The sequence below is a fragment of the Halpernia sp. GG3 genome (assembly GCF_052976925.2).
On the sequence record NZ_JBRIIR020000010.1, the window covers coordinates 245,861 to 268,820 of the forward strand.

The 22,960-nt window shown below is 33.6% G+C and carries 13 protein-coding genes and 1 pseudogene; 8 read left to right on the forward strand and 6 right to left on the reverse strand.

The window, feature by feature from the left end:
• Positions 1–289 precede the first annotated feature (289 nt).
• A pseudogene (gene dnaE, locus ACVBED_RS05550) lies at positions 290–4,888 on the reverse strand (DNA polymerase III subunit alpha).
• Positions 4,889–5,136: 248 nt separating this feature from the next.
• On the opposite strand from dnaE, the gene ACVBED_RS05555 reads away from it, so the two are divergent.
• The 3 genes from ACVBED_RS05555 (at position 5,137) to ACVBED_RS05565 (ending at position 8,051) form a co-directional block, all read left to right on the forward strand.
• Positions 5,137–5,538, forward strand: coding sequence for a hypothetical protein (locus ACVBED_RS05555; RefSeq protein WP_473094644.1), 402 nt, complete (start codon positions 5,137–5,139; stop codon positions 5,536–5,538).
• A gap of 1,139 nt (positions 5,539–6,677) precedes the next feature.
• Positions 6,678–7,619, forward strand: coding sequence for an alpha-ketoacid dehydrogenase subunit beta (locus ACVBED_RS05560; protein WP_473094699.1), 942 nt, complete (start codon positions 6,678–6,680; stop codon positions 7,617–7,619).
• Between the two features lie 30 nt (positions 7,620–7,649).
• Entirely contained in the window at positions 7,650–8,051 is a 402-nt protein-coding gene (locus tag ACVBED_RS05565; protein ID WP_473094645.1) for a transketolase C-terminal domain-containing protein, read from the forward strand.
• Between the two features lie 564 nt (positions 8,052–8,615).
• On the opposite strand, the gene ACVBED_RS05570 is transcribed toward ACVBED_RS05565, so the two are convergent.
• Both ACVBED_RS05570 and ACVBED_RS05575 read right to left on the reverse strand, forming a co-directional pair.
• Complete coding sequence (locus ACVBED_RS05570; RefSeq protein ID WP_473094646.1) at positions 8,616–8,828, reverse strand: hypothetical protein; 213 nt, start codon at positions 8,826–8,828, stop codon at positions 8,616–8,618.
• Between the two features lie 113 nt (positions 8,829–8,941).
• Positions 8,942–9,322 (reverse strand): hypothetical protein, encoded by a 381-nt coding sequence (locus ACVBED_RS05575; RefSeq protein ID WP_473094647.1) that lies wholly within the window; start codon positions 9,320–9,322, stop codon positions 8,942–8,944.
• A 241-nt stretch (positions 9,323–9,563) separates the two neighbouring features.
• Here ACVBED_RS05575 and ligA point away from each other — a divergent pair, with 241 nt between their 5' ends.
• The 4 genes from ligA (at position 9,564) to ACVBED_RS05595 (ending at position 16,983) form a co-directional block, all read left to right on the forward strand.
• Complete coding sequence (gene ligA, locus ACVBED_RS05580; RefSeq protein WP_473094648.1) at positions 9,564–11,567, forward strand: NAD-dependent DNA ligase LigA; 2,004 nt, start codon at positions 9,564–9,566, stop codon at positions 11,565–11,567.
• Positions 11,568–11,715: 148 nt separating this feature from the next.
• On the forward strand, positions 11,716–12,141 hold the full coding sequence (locus ACVBED_RS05585) for a Fur family transcriptional regulator (protein ID WP_447119232.1): 426 nt from the start codon (positions 11,716–11,718) through the stop codon (positions 12,139–12,141).
• 42 nt (positions 12,142–12,183) lie between these two features.
• A complete protein-coding gene (locus ACVBED_RS05590) occupies positions 12,184–14,124 on the forward strand; it encodes a heavy metal translocating P-type ATPase (RefSeq protein WP_473094649.1) in 1,941 nt (646 codons plus the stop codon).
• A 723-nt stretch (positions 14,125–14,847) separates the two neighbouring features.
• Complete coding sequence (locus tag ACVBED_RS05595) at positions 14,848–16,983, forward strand: S46 family peptidase (protein ID WP_473094650.1); 2,136 nt, start codon at positions 14,848–14,850, stop codon at positions 16,981–16,983.
• Between the two features lie 72 nt (positions 16,984–17,055).
• Here ACVBED_RS05595 and ACVBED_RS05600 read toward each other — a convergent pair whose 3' ends face one another.
• The 3 genes from ACVBED_RS05600 to ACVBED_RS05610 form a co-directional block, all read right to left on the reverse strand.
• Entirely contained in the window at positions 17,056–18,501 is a 1,446-nt protein-coding gene (locus tag ACVBED_RS05600) for a hypothetical protein (RefSeq protein WP_447119234.1), read from the reverse strand.
• A gap of 155 nt (positions 18,502–18,656) precedes the next feature.
• Positions 18,657–21,524, reverse strand: coding sequence for a M16 family metallopeptidase (locus tag ACVBED_RS05605; protein ID WP_447119235.1), 2,868 nt, complete (start codon positions 21,522–21,524; stop codon positions 18,657–18,659).
• A 105-nt stretch (positions 21,525–21,629) separates the two neighbouring features.
• Entirely contained in the window at positions 21,630–21,941 is a 312-nt protein-coding gene (locus tag ACVBED_RS05610) for a hypothetical protein (RefSeq protein WP_447119237.1), read from the reverse strand.
• Between the two features lie 93 nt (positions 21,942–22,034).
• Between ACVBED_RS05610 and prmA the strand changes: the two genes are divergently transcribed.
• The gene (gene prmA, locus ACVBED_RS05615; protein WP_473094651.1) at positions 22,035–22,862 is read left to right on the forward strand and encodes a 50S ribosomal protein L11 methyltransferase; all 828 of its coding nucleotides are present in this window, start codon (positions 22,035–22,037) and stop codon (positions 22,860–22,862) included.
• The last annotated feature ends 98 nt before the right edge of the window (positions 22,863–22,960 follow it).

Consider the following 22,960-nt stretch of genomic DNA (forward strand, 5'->3'; position numbering starts at 1 on the left):
AAATAACTTAAAATAGACCCGATTTTAGAGTTTCGTCCAAAATTAAATTGACAAATTTTATATGTTGCTTATGATAAATTAATTGCTGCGAAAAATCTGAAGAAATTAATTTATTCTAAAATTAAAAAATTAAACGAAATGCCACATAAAAATAAAATTTAACAATTTTTTGAAAATGAAAATATTACAGATTTGATTATAAAGGCTATTCTATTGTTTATTTGGTAAAAAAAGTAAAAAACAAAATAGTTATTTTCGGTTTTTTAATATTGGAAAAAAATTTAAAAATCTAATTCAGGAAAAATTCGAACTTATTAAACGTACTAAATAAAGACAAAGTTTCTTCATTTATAGCGATCCGAGTCTGCATCGAATGGATCTCTAAATGTGATTCTTCAATTGAATTTTTAATATAAAAATTCAGTTTTTGTTCGCCCTTTTTATTGATCAAAGATTTAAAGAAATCAACATCTTTTTCTCTTAAATCTTCCACATTTAGCACGACGCTCATACTTTTCGCAAATCGTTGAAGCGCATCTCTCAAATACTTCACACGTCGGTGATCTTTAACAAAAACGCAACCATCGAGCCAATAAAGAATATTTAAATTTAATAAATTCAAAACACTCACATCTACTTTCCGAAGATGTAAATCATTCGCGGTCGCCCAAACGAAAACTTTGACTTCCAGTATAGTCTTCCACATTTAAAAATGCAATTTTCTCACCACTTCTAGGGCTGTCTTTTACTTCATATTCTGTAATTAGACCTGCTACAGTAAACTCTTGTGAGCGATCGTTTATTTTTTTACGCTCATTCCATTCTATTTTATTGTCCACAAATAAACTAGGATTTAAATCAGCAAAAACCTGATTTTTATAAACTTCAACTTCATCTAAATTCAGGAAATTAAAGGCACCTTTTGGCTCTACTTTTTTCAAAATTTCTTCAATAATTTCGTCTTCGCTTTCCGGAGTTTCAATTAAATCCACAACTTCCGTCTCATCATTTTCATCTGAAATATCGGTTGGTAAAATCACGCTTTCAAGTTCAATTTCTTCTTTTTTTGTTTCTAAAATTTCTTTTCGTGAAAGTGCACCTTGAATAAATTTAAACTGATATTGAAATTCATCCAGCGGATGCGCAGAAAGATAAAACCCGATAATTTCCTTTTCTTTATTCAGTTTGTGCATATTTTGCCATTCTGGTGCAGGATTTATTTTGGGTTTTTCAATTTTTACTTCATCTGCAAAATCAGCAAAAAGTGAATGTTCTATTTCATTTTTACCATCTTGAAAACTTTGACCGTATTTCAGTAAAATTTCTACATTGGTTCTTCCAGAATTATCGGTATCAAAATATTGCGCACGGTGATAATTATCAACTTCATCAAAACCACCCCCAAAAACTAAACTTTCCGCCACTCTTTTATTCATTTGAGCGGAAGGAATTCTTTCAAAAAAATCATAAATATTTTTAAATTCGCCATTCTTTCTTTCCTTGACAATAGCTTCACTCGGCCCTTCCCCAATCCCTTTGATAGCGCCTAAACCAAAGCGAATTTGCCCTTTTTCATTTACTGCAAAATGGTAAGAAGATTCATTCACATCGGGACCCAAAACATCAACCCCAATATTTTTACAATCTTCCATGAAAAGTGTAATTTGCTTGGTGTTATTGATATTATTACTCATAACACTTGCCATATATTCTGCCGGAAAATTAGCTTTTAAATAGGCCGTGTGATACGCAATTAAAGCGTAACAAGTCGAGTGAGATTTGTTGAAAGCATATTCTGCAAAGGCTTCCCAGTCTTTCCAGATTTTATCTAATTTTACACGATCCAGATTATTTTTTTCGCCACCTTCAATGAATTTTGGGTACATTTTATCTAAAACCGACTTCAGCTTTTTACCCATCGCTTTCCGCAACGTATCTGCTTCACCTTTGGTAAAATTGGCCAATTTTTGAGACAATAACATTACTTGTTCCTGATAAACGGTGATACCGTAAGTTTCCTCTAAATATTCTTCCGTTTCTGGCAAGTCATATTCTACTTTTTCTAAACCATTTTTTCTATTAATAAAATTTGGAATATATTTAATTGGTCCCGGTCTATAAAGTGCGTTCATTGCGATTAAATCGGCAAATTTATCGGGCTTTAATTCCCGCATATACTTCTGCATTCCCAAACTTTCGTATTGAAAAATACCAACCGTTTTTCCTTCTTTAAATAATTGAAAAGTCTTTGGATCTTCTAATGACAAAGTATCTAAATCAATTTCGATATTGTGTTTTTGTTTAATTAAAGCAATGGCGTATTTTAAAATCGTCAAGGTTCGCAATCCTAAAAAGTCCATTTTAAGTAAACCTGCTTCTTCCGCCACAGAATTGTCAAACTGAGAAACTAAAATATCCGCATCTTTTGACGCAATCGTGATCGGAACTAAATTTGAAATATCTTCTGGCGTAATAATGACGCCACATGCGTGAATTCCAGTATTTCGGATACAACCTTCCATTTTTCTGGCGGCATCTAAAACGGCAAATCTGCTGTCAGAAGAATTTTCTAAAATAGTTTTCATTTCCGCGGCTAAAACGCGGTCTTCGGGTCGTAATTTTTCGGGTTTTGCTAAGGCTTTTGCGATGTTCATTCCGGGCGTTGACGGAATTAATTTTGCAATATTATTGGTTTCAGAAATTGAAACATCCATCACTCTTCCCGCATCTTTTATGGCCGATTTTCCACCTAAAACCGAGTAGGTAATAATTTGTGCGACTTGATTTTTTCCATATTTTTCAACCACCCATTTTATAATTTTATCCCGACCTTCATCGTCAAAATCAATATCAATATCGGGCATTGAGATCCTTTCCGGATTCAAAAAACGCTCAAAAAGTAAATCGTATTTTATGGGATCAACATTGGTAATTCCCGTGCAATAAGCAACAACAGAACCTGCGGCAGAACCACGACCCGGACCAACCCAAACGCCCATTTGACGAGCCACTTCACAGAAATCCTGTACAATTAAAAAATAACCAGGATAACCAGTATTTGCCACAACCGACAATTCAAAATCGATTCTTTCTTTTATTTTTTCAGTAATTTCGCCATATCTTTTTTTCGCACCTTCATAAGTGAGATGCGTTAAATACGCCATTTCACCACGTTTTCCTGCGTCTGCTAAATCTTCTTTATCTAAAAACTGTTCCGGAATTTCAAACTTTGGCAATAAAACATCGCGCTTTAAAGTGTAAGGCGTAAATTTTTCTAATAATTCTGAATAGGCTTCGAATGCATCCGGGAAATCCTGAAAATCTTTTTTTAAATCCTCTGAATCTTTAATGTAATAATTGTCACTTTTTAAACCACGTCTTTTACCAAAACCATTGCCAACTTCAGTCGTCAGTTTTTCGCCATCTTTGATACAGTATAAAATATCCTGAATTTTAGAATCTTCTTTTTCAGTATAAAAAGTTTCATTTTGGGCTAAAATTTTAACCTGATGATCATCCGCAAATTGCAGCAAAATTTGATTTAAATAATCTTCTTCCGGCAAATGGTGGTTTTGAAGTTGAATATAAAAATCCTCACCAAATTCATTTTTCCACCATTTAAAAAGTTCTTCGCCTTTTTGTTCCCCAAAATTTAAAATCGTATCAGGAATATCTCCATTTAAACTGGAAGTCACCGCGATCAAATCTTCTTTGTATTCAGAGATCATTTGACGGCTAATTCTAGGCACGCCAAAATAAAATCCATTCACAAAACCCATACTTGAAAGTTTTGTTAAGTTTTTATAACCGTTAAAGTTCTTCGCTAAAAGCACCACATTTGTCCGCCGATCGGGATCATCTTTGGTAAATTGCTTTTGTTCTGGTCGGTCTGAAATATAAAATTCACAACCTAAAATCGGAATTAATTTTTTAGCAGAATTTTCTGCATTTTCTTCGTTTAATTTATCTTCTAAACTTTTATTTGCTATTTCTACGAACTTCCGCAACAAATTTGACAGCATCGAATTCGCCAGATGAACCAAACCAACAGCGAAAACTATTTTTTGTTGCTTTTCAGATATTGAATCCTGAAATACTGAAAAGATTGCAAAGACGAATAAATGCTGTGATTATGGAAATTAAAATAATCGCCAATTTCAATTTCATCTGTATCTCCAAAATCAACTTTATTTTTACGATTTTTATTAGCAGAAACCTGTCGGCGAATAACAATATCAAAAGGCTTAATCGGCGAAGAATGTTTGTTGTGAAATTTTTTAAAAACTTCATCGCTTACTTTTAAATCATCTGCAGAAATAATATTTAAACGCATCATTTCAAAGAAGATCTGCGCTGTTGCGTTCACGTCTGCCGCGGCATTGTGCGCTTCATCAAACTTTTCTTTAAATAAGATCTGAAACAATTCCGTCAGTTTCGGCGACTTCCATTTACCGTTTCTACCACTTCCTAATTTGCAATAATCTGTTCCTAAAATCATGGTATCCACAGACGCCACTTTTTCTAAAGGATTTTCTAAATTTTTTCGTAGAAATTCTGCACCAACAATATTGTAATCGAATATAATATTATGTCCAATGCCAATTTTTGATTTTTTTAAAACTTCCGAAAATTCGACCAAGACCTCAATCAAATCTCTTCCTTCTTCCTGTGCCATTTTTGTAGAAATCCCATGGATTCTACTGGCGTTAAAAGGAATGTCAAAGTCTTCAGGTTTAATAAGATAATCTTGGTTTTCTAGCAAGGTTCCATCATCATCGTGCAGTTGCCACGCAATCTGCACCATTCGCGGCCAATTGTCTGAATCTGTGAGCGGTGCGTTGAAATTTTTAGGTAAACCGGTGGTTTCGGTATCAAAAATTAAATACATTTCTAGAAAGAATTTTTGTAAAATTAGGTTAAAATTAGCAGAAAAAAAAGTTGGAATTTAATTTGAATTTCGGGGAAAAACAAATTATCTCTTATAATTTTAAAATAATAATTATCGCATATTTAATAGATTTTGCAGGTTTAAAAAGCGTCAAACGATTAAATTCAATTTTTTATTTCTAGTTTGATAGATTACAAAAAAATAATTTTTTGAGAAAAAAGATTTAATTTAGTATTAAAATACAAACCATGAAAAAAATAATTTTTCTTCTAGTCTTCGGATCATCACTATTTAATAATTCCATTTTTTCTCAAAATAAAAGTGACAATTCTAAAACAGAAAAATCTGAGGAAGGAACTTGTCCGGCGCCGAAGGCAATTGAATATAAAGCGTTGTGTGCTGATATTGGAACGAAGGCAAAAACTCCAGCAAGTGAAGCAGAGTTTTATGAATATAACTACGAGAGAAGACTTTGGCAGATGTCTTGTGCATCTCCTACAAAAGATACTGAAGATATAGCGAAAGAAAAAATTAATAAAATGTGGAACAAATATAAAAAGCAATTTAAATGTGACTCGATGACTTGGAATGTTCCAAATGGAAACATTCTAAAATTTAGTATTGCCCAAAACACTGTCCGATGTTGTTGAAACACATTTACATCTCACAAGTTATGGTCTAGACATCAACTTTGTTTTGACCCTACTATGGATGATCAAAATATTCTTCTACATTGTGTTCAACTCAGGAAGTTATGACATTTGATCATAATCTAAATAGTCACAGTATCTAGTGAGTGTATATAAGAAGGGTCTCAGCTCCCTCTCATTGATATGGGATGCAAAGCCATAGTCATTAATTTAAAAAAATTCTTCTTAATTTTATTTCTCGTTAAATTTTTAAAATAAAGTTTTAAGTATTACAAATGTTTTTGAATTCCTTTAAAATTTTTATCTTCTTTTCTTTTCGCTATCAAATTTCACGAAAGAAAACTAATTTCTAAAGACAGGGTTTTTGTCTCAAAAACCTTTCAGATCACATTGATGATCGCAAAAGCCACTGCAGATATTTATCGCGGAAAACAAACCGAATCACAAAATATGTTGCATTCTACATTCCACACAATTTGGCCATGAAGCCATTCCAATTCCAGCAACTGCCTATCAGTTAAAAAAAGACGATTGGGTAAGTCCATATTACCGCGATGAAGCGATACTTTTTCCGAATGCGATTCACACCTTATCAATTAAAATACTTCAGCTATTATCGGCTGGAGCCGAGAGAGCCAATTTTCTGGTGGGCGTTCTTACTATTCCCACCCGTCAAGTTTCCGAGAAGAAAATTTACCTAAAATAATTCACCAAAGTCTCTACCACAGGAATGCAGGCAATTCCTACGACGGCGTTGTCACAGGTTTAAAATATTGACACAAAGGATTCAATTTACAACAGCTTGAATGAAAACTCCAGCCCGTCAACTTGCAAGTTTGAGGATGATGATTCTGTGACGAAAGGTGAAGATTTCGTGAAGCACCTTTCAGTTTGCAGGCTTTACATCAACTCCGATCATGTCTTCAGTTCAGGATAATGAATAGGGAATTTCCGTCGAAAAAAGAAGAAGCCAGAAAACTCTGATGACGTACGATTTTGCCGCAGGTTTTGTAGGTTTACAACAGAATGAAATTTAACGGAACTGATTTTGTGGAAATTCTACCCAAATAAAACAGGCTATCGATTTCGTACATTCCTAGACAAAAACCTTCCTGTCGGTTTGTGCCAGAACTGTTTTAATAGGCCATCACACATCCGGTGTTCGTCGGGAATTTTACCGTGATGAAGCCGATCTTGAAAAACACCGAAGCGAAGATCCGGGAATGATCTTAAAAAATTATTTACTTAATGAAGGTTTTGACGAAAATCAATTACAGAAAATTGAAGCAGAAGCGAGAAAAACAGTAGAAAAAGATTTCGAAAAAGCAGTTGCTGCGGAAGATCCAAAAGCAGAATCAGTTGAAGATTTCGTGTTTGTTCCTACACCAATAACGGAAGAAACTGGAAAGAGAGTTCCCACCGATACAAAAGAGAAAATTGTAATGGTTGATGCGGCCATTCACGCCATTCAGGAAATTATGTACAAACATCCCGAAGCCTTGCTTTACGGACAAGATGTGGGCGAAAGGATTGGCGGGGTTTTCCGTGAAACCGTAACTTTAGGGAAGAAATTTGGAAATAAACGCGTTTTCAATACTGCGATTCAGGAAGCTTATATTATCGGTTCTACGGTCGGAATGAGCGCCGTTGGTTTAAAGCCAATTGTTGAAGTTCAGTTTGCCGATTATCTTTATCCCGGACTTAATCAACTTGTTACCGAGATTTCAAAATCCTGTTATTTAAGTCAAGGTAAATTTCCGGTGAGTAATATTATTCGGGTTCCAACGGGCGCTTACGGCGGCGGCGGACCTTACCACAGCGGATGTGTTGAAAGTATTTTGTGTAGTATTAAAGGAATTAAAATTGCTTTTCCCTCAAATGCAGCAGATTTTAAAGGACTTTTAAAAGCGGCTTATTACGATCCAAATCCTGTAATCATGCTTGAACATAAAGGTTTGTACTGGTCAAAAGTTCCTGGAACTGAAGAGGCAAAAACCATCGAACCTGCTGAAGATTACATTCTACCCTTTGGAAAAGCAAATAAAATTTTAGAAGCAGAAAATTCTGAAATTCAAAGCTAAACAAAGTATGGTGATAATTACTCTACTGGGATGCGCGTTTATTTTTGGTGCAAGAAGCAGGCGGCTAAAAATCACAGCAGCAATGCTCAAGAAAACTCCTGGAAATTTATAGATTTAAGAACGTTAATTCCTTTGGATGAAAATCTGGTTTTTGAAAGTGTAAAAAAGCATGGAAAATGTTTGGTTTTAACAGAAGAACCGCTTCAAAATTCTTTCGCAGAAGCCTTTGCATCAAGAATTTCTAAAGAATGTTTTAAATATTTGGATGGTCCCGTTGAGACTTTAGGTTCCTTAAATTTACCAGCAGTTCCGATTAATTTAATTTTAGAAAATGAAATGCTTCCCAGATGCTCTGAAGAGAGTGTCTCAAGAGGTTTTCCGCGATACAATGTTCTTACTAACTGTTTTTTTCTTGCAGAGTTTCAAGGATGACCGACGAGATTTAATTCTAAAATCAAAGACTCTTTTTATCATATCGATCTCCATTTCAGTTTAATTCTATATCTCATTATCTTTCCACATTATTTTGCTTCTGGTTCAAAAATCTACTCAATCGGCAAAATCTACAAGGAAATTTTTTCAATAATATCTAAAAAAAATCTATCCCCACCGAAAACCAGCCATCACAATTTGTAATTGTAAAGCTCCAATCAGCCCGACACCTTCAGCCAAATACTCTTCGCCATCAAAAACAATAAATCGCTCACAATAACAGCGAGTGCAAAAGCCGACAGAAAGAGGAGCAGTCGTTCAAAATCGACAGGATCCAGATCGCGCACGCCCAAAAGAAAGATAAAATTATTAACAAAGGATAGAAGGAAAAGCCTATTTGTAGATAAGAATTCATGAGTCATCCATTACCGCATAAATCCGCTTTATTTTTCAAAGCCAACTGATTCCCACTCAAACTTTTCAATACACATTTCCGGCAATCACACACACACCCAATGAAATCCGGCAAAAACATCGTTAACTCCAGTGAAGTCATCGCTGGTTTTAGCGCATTCCAGCAAACCAATTCAAGACAAAAGCAGCTCCAAGTCCAGAACCTGCTAAAACTATCAAAGTCAATGTTAATGACCAACCAGAATGATTTGCCCTTTCTTCTTCCGGCTCATCCGGAGCGATTGATTTGTCGCCTTTTATTGAAAATATCAAACTACAACCGAACAAAATTATTAAAACAACTGCCACCAAAATATCGAGCATATTGATGTAACTTTGCCGGCGCTGTCAGTCAGCTATTAATATTTTAACGTCGAAAACCAATCATAATCACTCCAAAGCCAAACACATCAACACGGAAATCATTTTTCCGCAACTCACGAATGCGAAAATACTGGCGACCGTGTATTTAGGCCACCAAATAAAATTGCCATACCAAAAACCAAAACAGAATTTCCTAAAATTGAACCAATTAACGCCGATTTTACGACCGTATCTAAACCTGCTCTTAAAGCAAAAATACACACAAAAAGTTCTGGTAAATTTCCTAACGCAGATTGCAAAACGCCTGTTGCGGCAGGCCCCATTCTACTTCCTAATTGTTCTGTTGCTTTCCCTACAATCATCGCTACTAAAACCAAAGCCACTGCAGAAAGTGCAAAAAGTACTACTGAATTTATTTTAAAATACGTCGCAAATCCTGTCATCGCGGCAACTGCAATTGCACCAGCAATCAAGAAAATATCTTTTTTATTCATAGTTTTACTCTGTTTCAAATTTAAGATTTTTTATAAAATAATTATTAAAGCATGTTTTTTGGGCAGCTATATCCGTCTTCCGTTCCCGCTTTTTTGTTCGCCGTTCCGCCTCACAAAAAGAGCTTCACTCAAGCCGGGCTGCAAAAGATTCGCCGTTATTTAGACTTAAGAAAAATATAACATAAAAATTGGTTTTAAAAAGTGCAAATCCTTATTTTTGTATCAAACTGCGAAAGAAAAAATGTCTCAAGAAATAAAAGAAAAAATAGAAATTTTACGGAAAGAACTTCACCAGTATAACGATGCCTATTATCAAAATGATGAATCTTTAATTTCTGATTTTGATTTTGATTTAAAATTACAGGAATTAATAACATTAGAAGCTGAAAATCCTGAATTTTTTGATGCAAATTCCCCTTCTTTGCGCGTTGGTGGCGGAATTACCAAAAATTTTCCCACCATTCCGCATCAATTTAGAATGTATTCTTTGGACAATTCGTATGATTTTGAGGATCTTGAAGATTGGGAAAAACGTATTGAAAAAACCTTCGGAAAAGATGAGGTAGAATTTGTGGCTGAGTTAAAATATGACGGAGCTTCAATTTCAATTCTTTATGAAAATGGAAAATTAATTCAAGGAATTACGCGTGGTGACGGTTTTCAAGGCGATGAAATCAGCAATAATGTACGAACCATTTCAAATATTCCTTTGACTTTAAATGGCGATTTCCCCAAACGATTCTTTATGCGTGGTGAAATTTATTTAACCCGAAAAAACTTTGACAACATTAATAAAAAACGCGAAGAAGAAGGTTTAGATCTTTTTATGAATCCGCGAAATACCGCAAGTGGAAGTTTAAAAATGCAGGATTCAGCGGAAGTAAGAAAACGTAAATTATCTGCAGTTTTGTATCAGTTTATTTCCGACGAAATTCCGGCAGAAACGCATTGGGAATTATTACAAAAAGCAAAAACTTGGGGATTTAATATTTCCAGTCAGGCAAAAATCTGCAAAAATTTAGAAGAAGTCAAAGATTTTATAAATTATTGGGACAAAAACCGACACGATTTACCTTTCGAAATTGACGGAATTGTTTTGAAAATAAATAACATTAAACAACAGCAAACTTTAGGTTATACCGCAAAATCACCGCGTTGGGCGATGGCCTATAAATTTAAAGCAGAAAAAGTTGAAACAAAATTGGAAAGCGTGGTTTATCAGGTTGGAAGAACCGGCGCCATTACACCGGTTGCTAATTTAAAACCTATTCTTTTGGCTGGAACAACTGTTAAAAGAGCGACTTTACACAATGAAGATCAAATAAAAAAACTCGATTTGCATGAAGATGATTTTGTTTTTGTGGAAAAAGGCGGTGAAATTATTCCGAAAATTGTGGGTATTAATTTGGAAAAAAGACTGCCAAATTCTAAAGCAATTGAATATATCACAAATTGCCCGGAGTGTGGAACAGAACTCGTGAGATTAGAAGATCAAGCGAATCATTTTTGCCCGAATGAATTGCATTGTCCGCCGCAAGTTGTGGGAAGAATGATTCATTATGTTTCCAGAAAAGCCCTTGACATTGAAAATTTGGGGAGTGAAACGATTGAGCAATTATACCGGGGAAAATTAGTAGAAAATCCTGCTGATTTTTATGTTTTAACAAAAGAACAATTACTTCCTTTGGAAAGAATGGCAGAAAAATCGGCGCAAAATATTATTGACAGTATTGAGAAATCGAAAGAAATTCCGTTCGAAAAAGTGCTTTTTGGAATCGGCATAAAACACGTCGGCGAAACGGTGGCAAAGAAATTGGTGAAGAATTTTTCAACGATTAAAGAATTGAGGAATGCGAGTTTAGAGGAATTGGTGCAAGTTGAAGATATTGGAATTAAAATTGCCGAAAGTATTCATGAATTCTTTCAAAATCCTGAAAATATTTTGATGGTTGAACGTTTAAAAGAATACGGTGTAAAACTAGAAAAAGATGAGAATTTTAACCAAACTATATCCGATGTTTTAGAAGGAAAAACTTTTCTTTTTACGGGTAAATTATCACTTTTCACAAGAGAAGCGGCGGAAGAAATGGTAGAGAAAAATGCGGGAAAAAATATTTCTGCGGTTTCAAAAAATTTGGATTATCTGGTGGTTGGCGAAAAAGCCGGAAGCAAATTAAAAAAAGCGCAGGATCTGGGAACTATTACGATTTTGGATGAACAGGAATTTTTGGATTTAATAAATTAATTTGAAACTGTAATAGACAAAAGTCTTCGACAGGCTCAGACTGACACTTAACAATTGACGCGTTTAGTGTTAGATTTGTCAGTCTGAGCCTGTCGAAGACCATTAAATTAAAAATAAATTTTAGATTAAATAACAGAATGCAAAAACAATGAATTCCAAGTTAGTAGAAAAAAAATTAGAACTAAAAAATATCGCTATAACCGCGATGCGCAAACTTGTTTTGGATGTTTTTCTGCATCAAAAAAAAGCGGTTTCTTTGGCTGATTTAGAAGAAATTTTAAACAATTCTGACCGAAGTACTTTGTACCGCACTTTAAAAACTTTTGAAAAAAAAGGACTTATTCATGGGATCCAGGAAAATAATACAACACAATATTTACTTTGCAATGATGCTTGTGACGCAGAAAATCACTACGATTTTCACCTGCATTTTTACTGTAAAAATTGTGAAAAAACCACATGCTTGGAAGATGTTAATTTCGATCAGTTAAAATTTCCAAAAGGTTATAAAATTCAGGATCTGAAATTTGTGGCAAACGGCATTTGCAAAGAATGCACGCCAAAAATGCAATAGTGTTGCACTTGGTTTTGCATTAGTTTTGTGAAAAATTACTAAATGTCACAATCTTGCTGTAGCACGGAAGAAACTTCACATAACCACGACGATCACGATCATTCCCACGGAAATGTAAGCGAGAGTTATTTCGAATTATTTCTACCCGCGATTATTTCATTTGCACTTTTAGCAATTGGTTTGAGTTTAGATTATTTCATCAAACCTAATTGGTTTCAAGGTTGGATAAGAGTTGCACTTTACACTTTTACCTATTTACCTGTTGGGTTTCCAGTTTTAAAAGAAGCCTTTGAAAGTATTAAAAAAGGACAGTTTTTTTCAGAATTTTTCCTGATGTCAATTGCTGCGATCGGCGCTTTTGCAATCGGGCAATATCCGGAAGGCGTTGCGGTAATGCTGTTTTACAGTGTGGGTGAAAATTTCCAAATCCTCGCCGTTCGCAGAGCAAAAGGAAATATCAAATCTTTACTAGATCAAAGACCAGATGAAGTCACGGTTTTGGAAAATAATGTTCCTAAAACCATTAAAGCGGAAAAAGTAGAAATCGGTCATTTCGTTCAGCTAAAACCCGGTGAAAAACTAGCTTTAGATGGCGAATTAATTTCAGAAAGAGCAAGTTTCAACACCGCGGCTTTAACCGGCGAAAGTAAACCCAATTCTAAGAAAAAAGGCGATGCTGTTTTTGCCGGGATGATCAATTTAAATTCTGTTTCAGATGTTGTCATTACTAAAAAATACAATGATAGTAAACTTTCGAGGATTTTAGAATTGGTTCAAAATGCGTCTGCGCAAAAAGCACCAACGGAACTTTTTATTAAGAAATTTGCAAAAATTTATACGCCAATCGTGGTCTATCTTGCGATCGCAATTACTTTCCTGCCCTACTTTTTTGTTGATAATTATGAATTTAGAGATTGGCTTTATCGCGCGTTGGTTTTTCTCGTTATTTCCTGTCCGTGCGCTTTGGTTATTAGTATTCCGCTAGGTTATTTTGGGGGAATTGGCGCAGCGAGTAGAAACGGGATCTTATTTAAAGGGGGAAATTTTTTAGATGCTTTAGCCAAAATTAAAAATGTGGTGATAGATAAAACCGGAACGATGACGGAAGGTGTTTTCAAAGTTCAGGATATAAAAATTGAAAGGGATTTTAATGAAAAAGATATTTTACAAAAATTAAATTTAGTAGAAAGTAAATCCACACATCCGATTGCGAAGGCAATTCACGAGTATGTAGCCGAAATAAATCACTCTCAAAATATTTCTGATATTGAAGAAATTGCAGGTTTTGGTTTGAAAGCCAATTTTGATGGCAAAGAATTTTTAGCAGGGAATTTTAAATTATTAGAAAAATTCAATATTAAATACGATAAAACGCTAGAAAATATTCCAGAAAGCTTAGTTGCAATGGCTTTTGATAATCAGTTTGTTGGTTATATTACGATTGCTGATGAAATTAAAAAAGAAGCAAAATCTGCCGTTGACGCTCTTAAAAAATTAGGCATAAAAGTGACCATGTTAAGCGGCGATAAAACCGCAGTTGTAGAAAAAGTGGCGAAAACATTAGGAATTCAAAATTATTTTGGAAGTCTTTTGCCCGAAGATAAAGTGGTAGAATTAAATAAAATTAAAGCACTGAATGAAACCGTTGCTTTTGTGGGTGATGGCTTAAATGACGCGCCCGTTGTTGCGCTTTCTGACGTCGGAATCGCGATGGGCGGTTTGGGAAGTGACGCAACTATTGAAACGGCAGATGTGGTGATTCAAGATGATAATCCTGCGAAAATTGTGATGGCAATTAAGATCGGAAAAGCCACAAAGAAAATCGTTTGGCAAAACATTACATTGGCTTTTGGCGTGAAAGCGATGGTTTTAATACTTGGTGCAGGCGGTTTGGCAACGATGTGGGAGGCGGTTTTCGCTGATGTAGGTGTTGCGCTTTTAGCGATTTTAAATGCGGTGAGGATTCAGAAAATGAAGTTTTAAAATTATTAAAAAATCTCTTTTCACTCTTAATACTATTTTTTAAATAATTTAAAGTGTGATTACTTTCCTAAAAAAAATCCACGTTAACTGCATTTTCTTTCCAGATAATGTTTTAAATCCAGACACTTTTGGCGCAAAAATCGCGGCAATTATTACGCTAATCAAACCTCTGTAGGGATTCTTCAAATCTTTAAAAATAGAGTAAAAGATAAAATAAACAATGGAAAAAATAAATAAATAAACTAAAAAACTTAAAACTCTAACCGTTAATTTTTTTATCATTTTTTTATTTTTTATCCAATACATTACTCTTAACAATTTATTTCGCCTTTATTACTAAAAACGTAATGCCTTACTATCAAAGATACAATAAATTTTACATGATTTTATCTCATTTAATTCATTTGGTAAGTTAATAAGACATTTATGTGTTAGAAAAATAAGACATTCGGAAATTATAATAAGATTTACAGATTTTCGTATCTAATTATATTTAAAATTTTAGCGCTGTACCTTATTAAATGCTACTAAAGTGATATTTGCGAAAATCGCGCCCCGACTTGAGTGGAAATCCTTTTTATGTAGCAAAGCGGAACAAAAAGATTGGGAACGGAAGGCGGAAAAAGGCGCCCAAAATTTTTATATGTCATTTTAGAAACGAGAATATTTTTTACTTTTTAACAATCATTTTAAATTTCTTATTTTAGGACTTTTAAAATTGATATGAAGAAACAGATAATTTTAGCAGCGGTTTTTCTAAACTCCGCATTTACATTCGCGCAACAATACGGTGGAATGTGGATTCCGACCGAAGTGAATGAAAAGGAAATGAAATCTTTGGGTATGAAAATTACAGCAAAAGATATCTGGAGTACCCAAAAACCGAGTATTAAAGATGCCGTAGTTCAGTTTAACGGAGGCTGCACCGCTGAAATTATTTCCGGGCAAGGTTTACTTTTGACTAACCATCATTGTGGTTTTGGACAAATTCAGGAACATTCTACGGTAGAAAATGATCTACTTACAAACGGTTTCTGGGCAAAAAACATGAAAGGTGAATTGTCTAATCCAGGCGTGACTGTTGATTTTATCACCGACATTAAAGAAGTGACCAATCAGGTTTTAGCAAACACTCAAAATTTAGGGGAGAAAGAAACTGCGACAATGATTAAAGCCAACATTGCGGCAACGACTGCCGGTTTTAAAATCAATTCCTACCAAAAAGTCATCGTGAAACCAATGTATGACGGTAATAAATATTATGCTTTCGTTACTGAAACTTTTAAAGACATTAGATTAGTTGGCGCACCGCCGCAAAGCATCGGTAAATTTGGTTCTGATACAGACAATTGGGTTTGGCCAAGACACACTGGAGATTTTTCTATGTTCAGGATTTACGCGGATAAAAATAATAATCCAGCAGAATATTCCGCAGATAATGTGCCATATAAACCAAAATATTTTTTACCTATTTCTTTAAAAGATAAGAAAGAAAATGATTTCACTTTTGTGTTTGGATTTCCAGGGAGAACAACAGAATATTTACCTTCAATCGCGATTGAAAAATTAATTACAGACATTGATCCGGCAAAAATTAAGGTAAGAGAAATTGCGCTTAAAACTTTAAATGATAAAATGCGCACCGATGATGCGACGAGATTAAAATACGCCGCAAAATACGCTTCTGTTGCTAATTATTGGAAAAAATGGATTGGCGAAGTTGAAGGTTTAAAAAAATCAAATGCAGTTCAGAAAAAGCAAGATTATGAAACGCTCTTAGCACAGAAAAATCCAGAAATTAAAACGACGATATCGAAGTTTAATACTTTGTATAATTTACAAGCGCTATACGCTTTAAACAACGCCTATTACGGTGAAGTTGTAAGAAATGCGGAGACTTTAAGGCTAGCCAATTATTATATTAATTATGTCGATAGCAAAGAAAATGGTAAAATAACACCAGAAAGTGAAGCGCGTTTTGCAGAAACAATGACCAACTTTTACAAAGATTATGAAGGCGCTTTAGATGCGAAAGTGACGGCAGAATTATTGGCTTTGTACCAACAAAAAACACCCAAAGAATTTTTACCCGCGACCTTTAATCAGTATTCTGATGTTAATAAAAACTATTCAACTGTAGAAAACTGGTCTAAAAACTCACTTATTTCTGGCCGTGGAAATTTAAATGGAAAAACTGCGGATAAAGATATTTCCGCTTTAATTGCAAATCCAAAATTTATTGAAACCATTAAAAATGACCCTTTTTATAATTTGGCAAAAGAGATAAAAGACGCTTATATGACGAAAGTTGATGGTAAATTTAATGAATATCAAACCGAAATAAATTTGCTTCAAAAAACTTATATGGCACAATTGATGGCAACGGATAAAGATCGAAAATTTTTCCCGGATGCCAATTCTACTCTTCGTGTAACTTACGGTCAGGTGAAAGGTTCAAATCCGCGAGATGCAGTTCACTACGGCTATCAAACGCATCTTACGGGCGTGATAGAAAAATATGTTCCTGGTGATTATGAGTTTGATATACCAAAAAAACTGATCGGTCTTTTTGATTCTAAAGATTACGGTATTTATAAAGATGCAACCGGTGATGTTCCGGTTAATTTTACTGCAACAAATCACACAACTGGTGGAAATTCCGGTAGTCCGACTTTAGATGCAAATGGAAATCTTATTGGTTTAAACTTCGACAGACAATGGGAAGGAACCATGAGCGACATTAATTACGACCCGCGTTTTAGCCGAAACATTATGGTAGACACCAAATATATTTTATTTATTATCGACAAATATGCAGATGCAAAATGGCTGATAAATGAGATGAAACTGGTAAAATAAAATGTAAATAAAATATATTAAACCGTGACCAGATCTAAAACCTTGACATGGTTTTTTTATCACTACTTCTCACTAATGATCGCAATTACAATCTGCTCTTCTATGTCGTTTAAACTCGCTATCCCAGAAGGGATAAATTTTTAAACCAATAAAAAAATCACCAGAATTTAGTTTTTTATGCTTAAAAATTAAAGGAAAAAAGTTTGAACTTCCTAAAATTAAAGGTCCAATTCTTAGATAGCCGCCAAACTGTAATTTTTGATACTCATATAAAGAAACGGAACCGCCATAACCTAAATAATTTTTTTGAACCGTATAGGAAACATTGACAATGTTGCTTCTTTTTAAAGAATTTTCAAATATAGGTGTTCTTTGAATCAAGTCTAAATTTAGATATTGATTTTCTCTGATATTTTTACTTAAATTAAAGTGAATACTTGTAGGCAAACCGATTGAAAAATCCGTTCCCTGAAAAGAAGCTTTTTCGTCGCCGTAAACTTGTTTGCTTAACAATCCAAGGTATTGCTGCGGACTGACAAATGTTACATTATCAAGTTCAGGGTTATTAAAAACTGTAAAATTATTACCTTTAAAAATATCTTTTCGTCCCTGGAAATTAATTTTGCCCAAATCCAAGACAGAGAAACTGGCTTTCAGATTATAATCGTCCAGATTATCATTTTCATCTACCATTGAAATGCCAAGATCCAACCCAAAACCTTTTCCATTCTGTTTTAATTCGTATTTTTTTGAATCAAAATTGTAGTTTGTAACAAAATTTGTTTCAACATTAAAATTATCAGCAGTGATTGTTTGTTTTTGAAATTCGTTGTCATTTTCAATTTTTTTTTTTAGAATTATTTTGTCAGAGCTTTTAACATTTGCTGCATCATAACCCATTTCATACTTAAGATTAGCACCAAAAATCCACTTTTGTTCAGCATATGGAAAGATTTCCGTCGAGGCATTAAATCCAATTTCACCCCAATTCATCACAATAACGTCAAAAGATTTAAAATTATAAAGATCCGGATCCTGAAAGCCTTGATTTCCAAATCTGAAATAATTATCAAAATGAAATGCTGATCCTTGTGTTCTTTGACGTGAATAAATTCCCAGTTGAAATTGTTTTCCTTTAATATTTGTTTTCAAACTGAATGAAGGCCCAAGCAGTTCTGAATTAAAGTAAAAATTCCCAAAATCTTTGTTGTAAAAATCTAAAACGCCAGATGTATTTCCGCCCGTAATATTTTGCTTAATATTTGCAGTTTGGATATTAGAATTTCTTAAACTTAAAAAACTTTCGTCGGAAATATAAGCGTAATCATTTTCAAAATTTATACTTTCTGAAAATAGATTAACATCCCACGGATTAGAATTTAAAAAAGGCTGTGTCGGTGAAAAAGCTGCCGAATTTATCCCACTAAATTTATCATTGCTAAATGCTGGATTTTCCTGTCCGAAAGCCAAAGTTGAGAGAAAAAGCGAAATGAAAAGACAACTATTTTTTAATGACAAAGTTTACTGTTTTAATCATAACAAAAATAGCAGAAAAATATTTGATTTTGAAAAAATAATTAAAATTAATATTTGACTTTTTCAGATAACAAGAAGGCTGTAAATTCTATAAGTGTCACCTATTACAAAAGACAGAAATTGAAAATTTAATTCTTTTAATAACCAAAAATCTGTTCCAAACTTAATTCCTTAAATTCACCTAAATTTTTCACCGCTTCCATATCCAGATTTTCTTTTTTACCGATAATTGCTGTATTAAATTGCAAAGGTTTTATATTAAAATTATAAAAATCGGTCAGATCTTTCAGGCTTAAATTTTCTGTTTCGTGGTACACTTTTTCACGTAAATCATAATCAACGCCTAATTTCTGTAAACGTAAAGCATTAAAGAAAATAGTAGTGCGTGTCAATCTTCCAGCTTCAATTTTTTTCAATGCAGAATTTTTAGAATTAATAAACTGAAAATCAACTTGCGGTAATTCTTTCATTAATTCATCCATCGCATCCACCGCGGTTTTAAGTTTATCCGGCTGCGTTCCGATGTAAGTTGAAATATAATCTGGATGAGAAACTTCTGCATTTGCGGCGTAAGAAACGTAAGCAGAATAAGCGAGACTTTTACTTTCCCGTAATTCCTGAAAAATAATGGACGATAACCCGCTGCCAAAATATTCATTAAAAACATTTATTTTACCAAAATTCTCGATATTTACGGAATTTCCTTTTGCGACTTTACTCATTTCAAGTTGTACCATTTCATAAGAAGCAAAATAAACTTTGCCCGAAGTTTCCGGTTCTGGAAATAATTTGGCAACTGGAATTGGAAATAATTCTGGTTTTATAAAAGGTTCAGCAACACTTTTAAAAGTGTAAAAATCTTTGCCATAAAAGAAGATTTGATACGGAAAACTGAAGATTTTTTTAATTTTATCGGTTAATTCATTTACCTCAATATTTTTCAGGCGTTCTTCTGAAATTAAATCCCGTGTTCTGGAAGTTTTTCCAAATTTGGAGTAATTTACTAAGGCAGAAAAAATCCTGGTTTTATCTTTTTTAGAGGCTTCTCTGCTCTCTAAAATAGTGTTTACAAATTTCAGATAGACATCTTGTTCGGGTGTTGCGGTACTCATCCAATGGTGTAAAAGCGCCATTCCTTTCGAAATATTTTCTTCTAAACCAACCAATGAAATTCTTAATTCATTTTGCGAAGTTTTAAAATCATTAGAAATGCCCAGTTTGTAAAATTCCTGATTCAGTTCATCAGCCGTAAATTTTGGCGTCCCAAGATATTGTAAAACCTGCGTTGCTAAACCTAATTCTTTATCATTATCACTTCCAAAAGGAAAAATATAATGAACTTGTGCCAAATCATTTTCTTTGTTTTTCACAAAACTGATTTTCTTTTCACGTAGAAAAGTGCTCTCAATTTCTTTTTTATAATCAATGAAATGTGGTTTTATTGAAACTGGTTCTTGCTCTAAAATTTGTTGTAAAAAATCAGATTTCACATCGCGGTTAATTTTTATCGGTGTAATTCCTGGATTATCAACGCGAATTAAATCTTCATTCTCACCTTTTTCTTTGTAAACGACAACGTAATTTTCTTTGAAAAAATCATTCGCAAAAGTCACAATTTCTTTTTTTGTAATGCTTTCGTACTCGGACATTTCCTCTAACTCCTGCTGCCAAGTTCTGCCTTTAATGTAAGTATCATAAAGATTGCTCGCTAAACCATCTGCAGTTTCTAATGCTTTCAAGCGTTGTAATTTAAAATCATTAAAAACGGCTTCCAACAACCAATCGGGAAAATTTCCTTTTTTAATTAAATCAATTTGTTCCAAAAGCATCGCAATTCCGTCGTCCAAACTTTGCTCTTCCTTCGGCACTATCACCGCGGAAAAATAACCGTAGTTTTTGAAACCTGTAGAAAAAGCCTGCGCGTAAAGTGCTTTTTGCGCTTGGTTGATATTTAAATCTAAAAGTCCGGCTTCACCACTGTTACTCAAAATATTAGCACAAATATCTGCTAACTGAGATTCCCGCGTTCCGTAGCTTTCCGTTCGCCATGCAATTTGCGCACGGGCAATTGTTGGTGATTTTACGATTTTTTTGGAAATTTTGGTTAAAGGTTTTTCGATAATTTTTTCCTTTAAAGGTAATTTCTTTGATTTTAAAGTCCCAAAATATTGGTCAACTAATTTAATGGTTTCATAAAATTCAAAATCCCCAACCAAAACCATGGCGTAATTATTCGGCACATAAAAATCGTCAAAATATTGATGAATGACTTTCATTGAAGGATTTTTCAAATGTTCCGCTTTTCCCAAAGTCGTTTGCTGGCCATTGGGATGCGTGGGGAAAAGTAATTCCATCAACGCATAATTTGAAATTCTGCCGTCATTATCTTGCGCACGATTAAATTCTTCGTAAACAGATTCCAGTTCCGTATGAAACAATCTTAAAGTCAGTTCAGAAAAACGCTCTTTTTCAATTTCAAGCCATTTTTCAAGTTCGTTATTTGGAATATTATTTTTATAAACCGTTTCGTCAAGCCAAGTGTGTGCATTTGTTCCTGTTGCGCCAAGGGAAGAAATCGCTTTATCATATTCATTTGCGATGGCTAATTCACTTGCTTTTTGGGAAACTTCATCTATTTTTTTATAAAGTTCCTTCTTTTTTTCCGGATTATTTTCTGCTTTGTGTGCTTCGAATAAATCAGAAAGTTGATCTAAATATTTTTTTTCTTCTGCCCAATTTAAGGTTCCAAGTTTTGAAGTTCCTTTAAACATCATGTGTTCAAGATAATGCGCCAAACCGGTATTATCTTTCGGATCGTTATTACTTCCCGTTTTTACAGGAATATAAGTTTGAATTTTTGGAGCATCAAAATTTTGTGCGAGAAAAACTTGAAGGCCATTTTTTAAAGTATAAATTCTTATTTTATTTGGATCGTTTTCAAAAGTTTTATAAGTAAAATTATTTTTATCTGTAAGAGAAATTTCTGGAAATTGGTCAGTTGTCATTAAAGTAAATTAAAAATATAAGGGAATTTTAAAAGTAAATTCCGCATTGCAAAAATACGGAATTTAGTAGGACTTAAAATTTACTTTAAAAAAAGAAAACAGGAATTACTTTTTCGCTATCTCAATTTTTTTCTGAAATTCATTTGGCATATTATAAATGGAATCATCTCTTTTTTTTCCTTTTAATGCAGCGTAAAGAGAATCTTTTTTCGGTTTAGCATTTGGCATTAGAAATTGATTCGTCGATTTGTTATTATCTAATAATTTAGTAATTGTAAAATCCTTCGAAAGAGGAAAATTAAGTTTCGTTCCAACTGAATCAATTTTAATTACTGGACTTTTTTCAATTTTACTTATTTGAGCAAATGAGATCAAGGAAACAAATAAATAAACTACAAAGATTCTAATTTTAAACATTGAAATAATTTTTAATAAAGTTAAAAAAAATCTGATAATTAATATACTTACAACTTTCAAATTCAAAACCTTATTTTTGCAAAAATATTCACCATGCAAAATTATCTAGAATTCACTTTTAAAATTAAACCACTTCAGCCTTGGAACGAAATTCTGATGGCGGAATTGATCGAAATTGGTTTTGATAGTTTTACCGAAGAATACGACGGAATTTTGGCTTATGTTCAGAAAGATTTATTTAATGAGAACGAATTAAAAAGTCTCAATTTATTAAATAATCCCGAAATTGAAATTAATTACACTTCCTCAGAAATGCCAAATATCAATTGGAATGAAGAATGGGAAAAGAATTTTTCTCCGATCAATATTGAAGATAAAGTGTCGATAAGAGCAGAATTTCACGAGAATCAAAATTTACCGATTGAAATTATCATTCAGCCGAAAATGTCTTTTGGAACCGGACATCATGCGACGACTTATTTAATGATCCAGCAAATGCTAGATATGGATCTTTCAGGAAAAAAAGTTTTGGATATGGGTTGCGGAACTTCTGTTTTAGCAATTTTTGCAAAAATGCGTGGCGCGGCAGATACTTTGGCAATCGATATTGATGAATGGTCAGTGGAAAATTCTGGCGAAAATGCGGCGCGAAATAAGGTCGAATTTAAAATCGAATTAGGAACTGCAGATAATTTAGGAAAAGAAAAATTTGATGTTATTTTGGCAAATATTAACCGCAATATTTTAATTTCTGATATTCCGGTTTACGTTAAAAATCTAAATGAAAACGGACAATTGTTGCTTTCCGGTTTGTGTTTCTTTGATGTTGATGATATTTTGGAAGTTTGTAATGCTGAAAATTTAAAGTTAACTAAGAAAATTCAGCGGGAAGAATGGGTAAGTTTGTTATTGGAAAAATAATTTCTGATTTGCAATAAGTTGCGCCCCGACTTGAGTGGAACTCTTTTTCTACAGCAGCAAAGCGAAGGTAGAAAAAAGTGGGAACGGAAGGCGGAAAC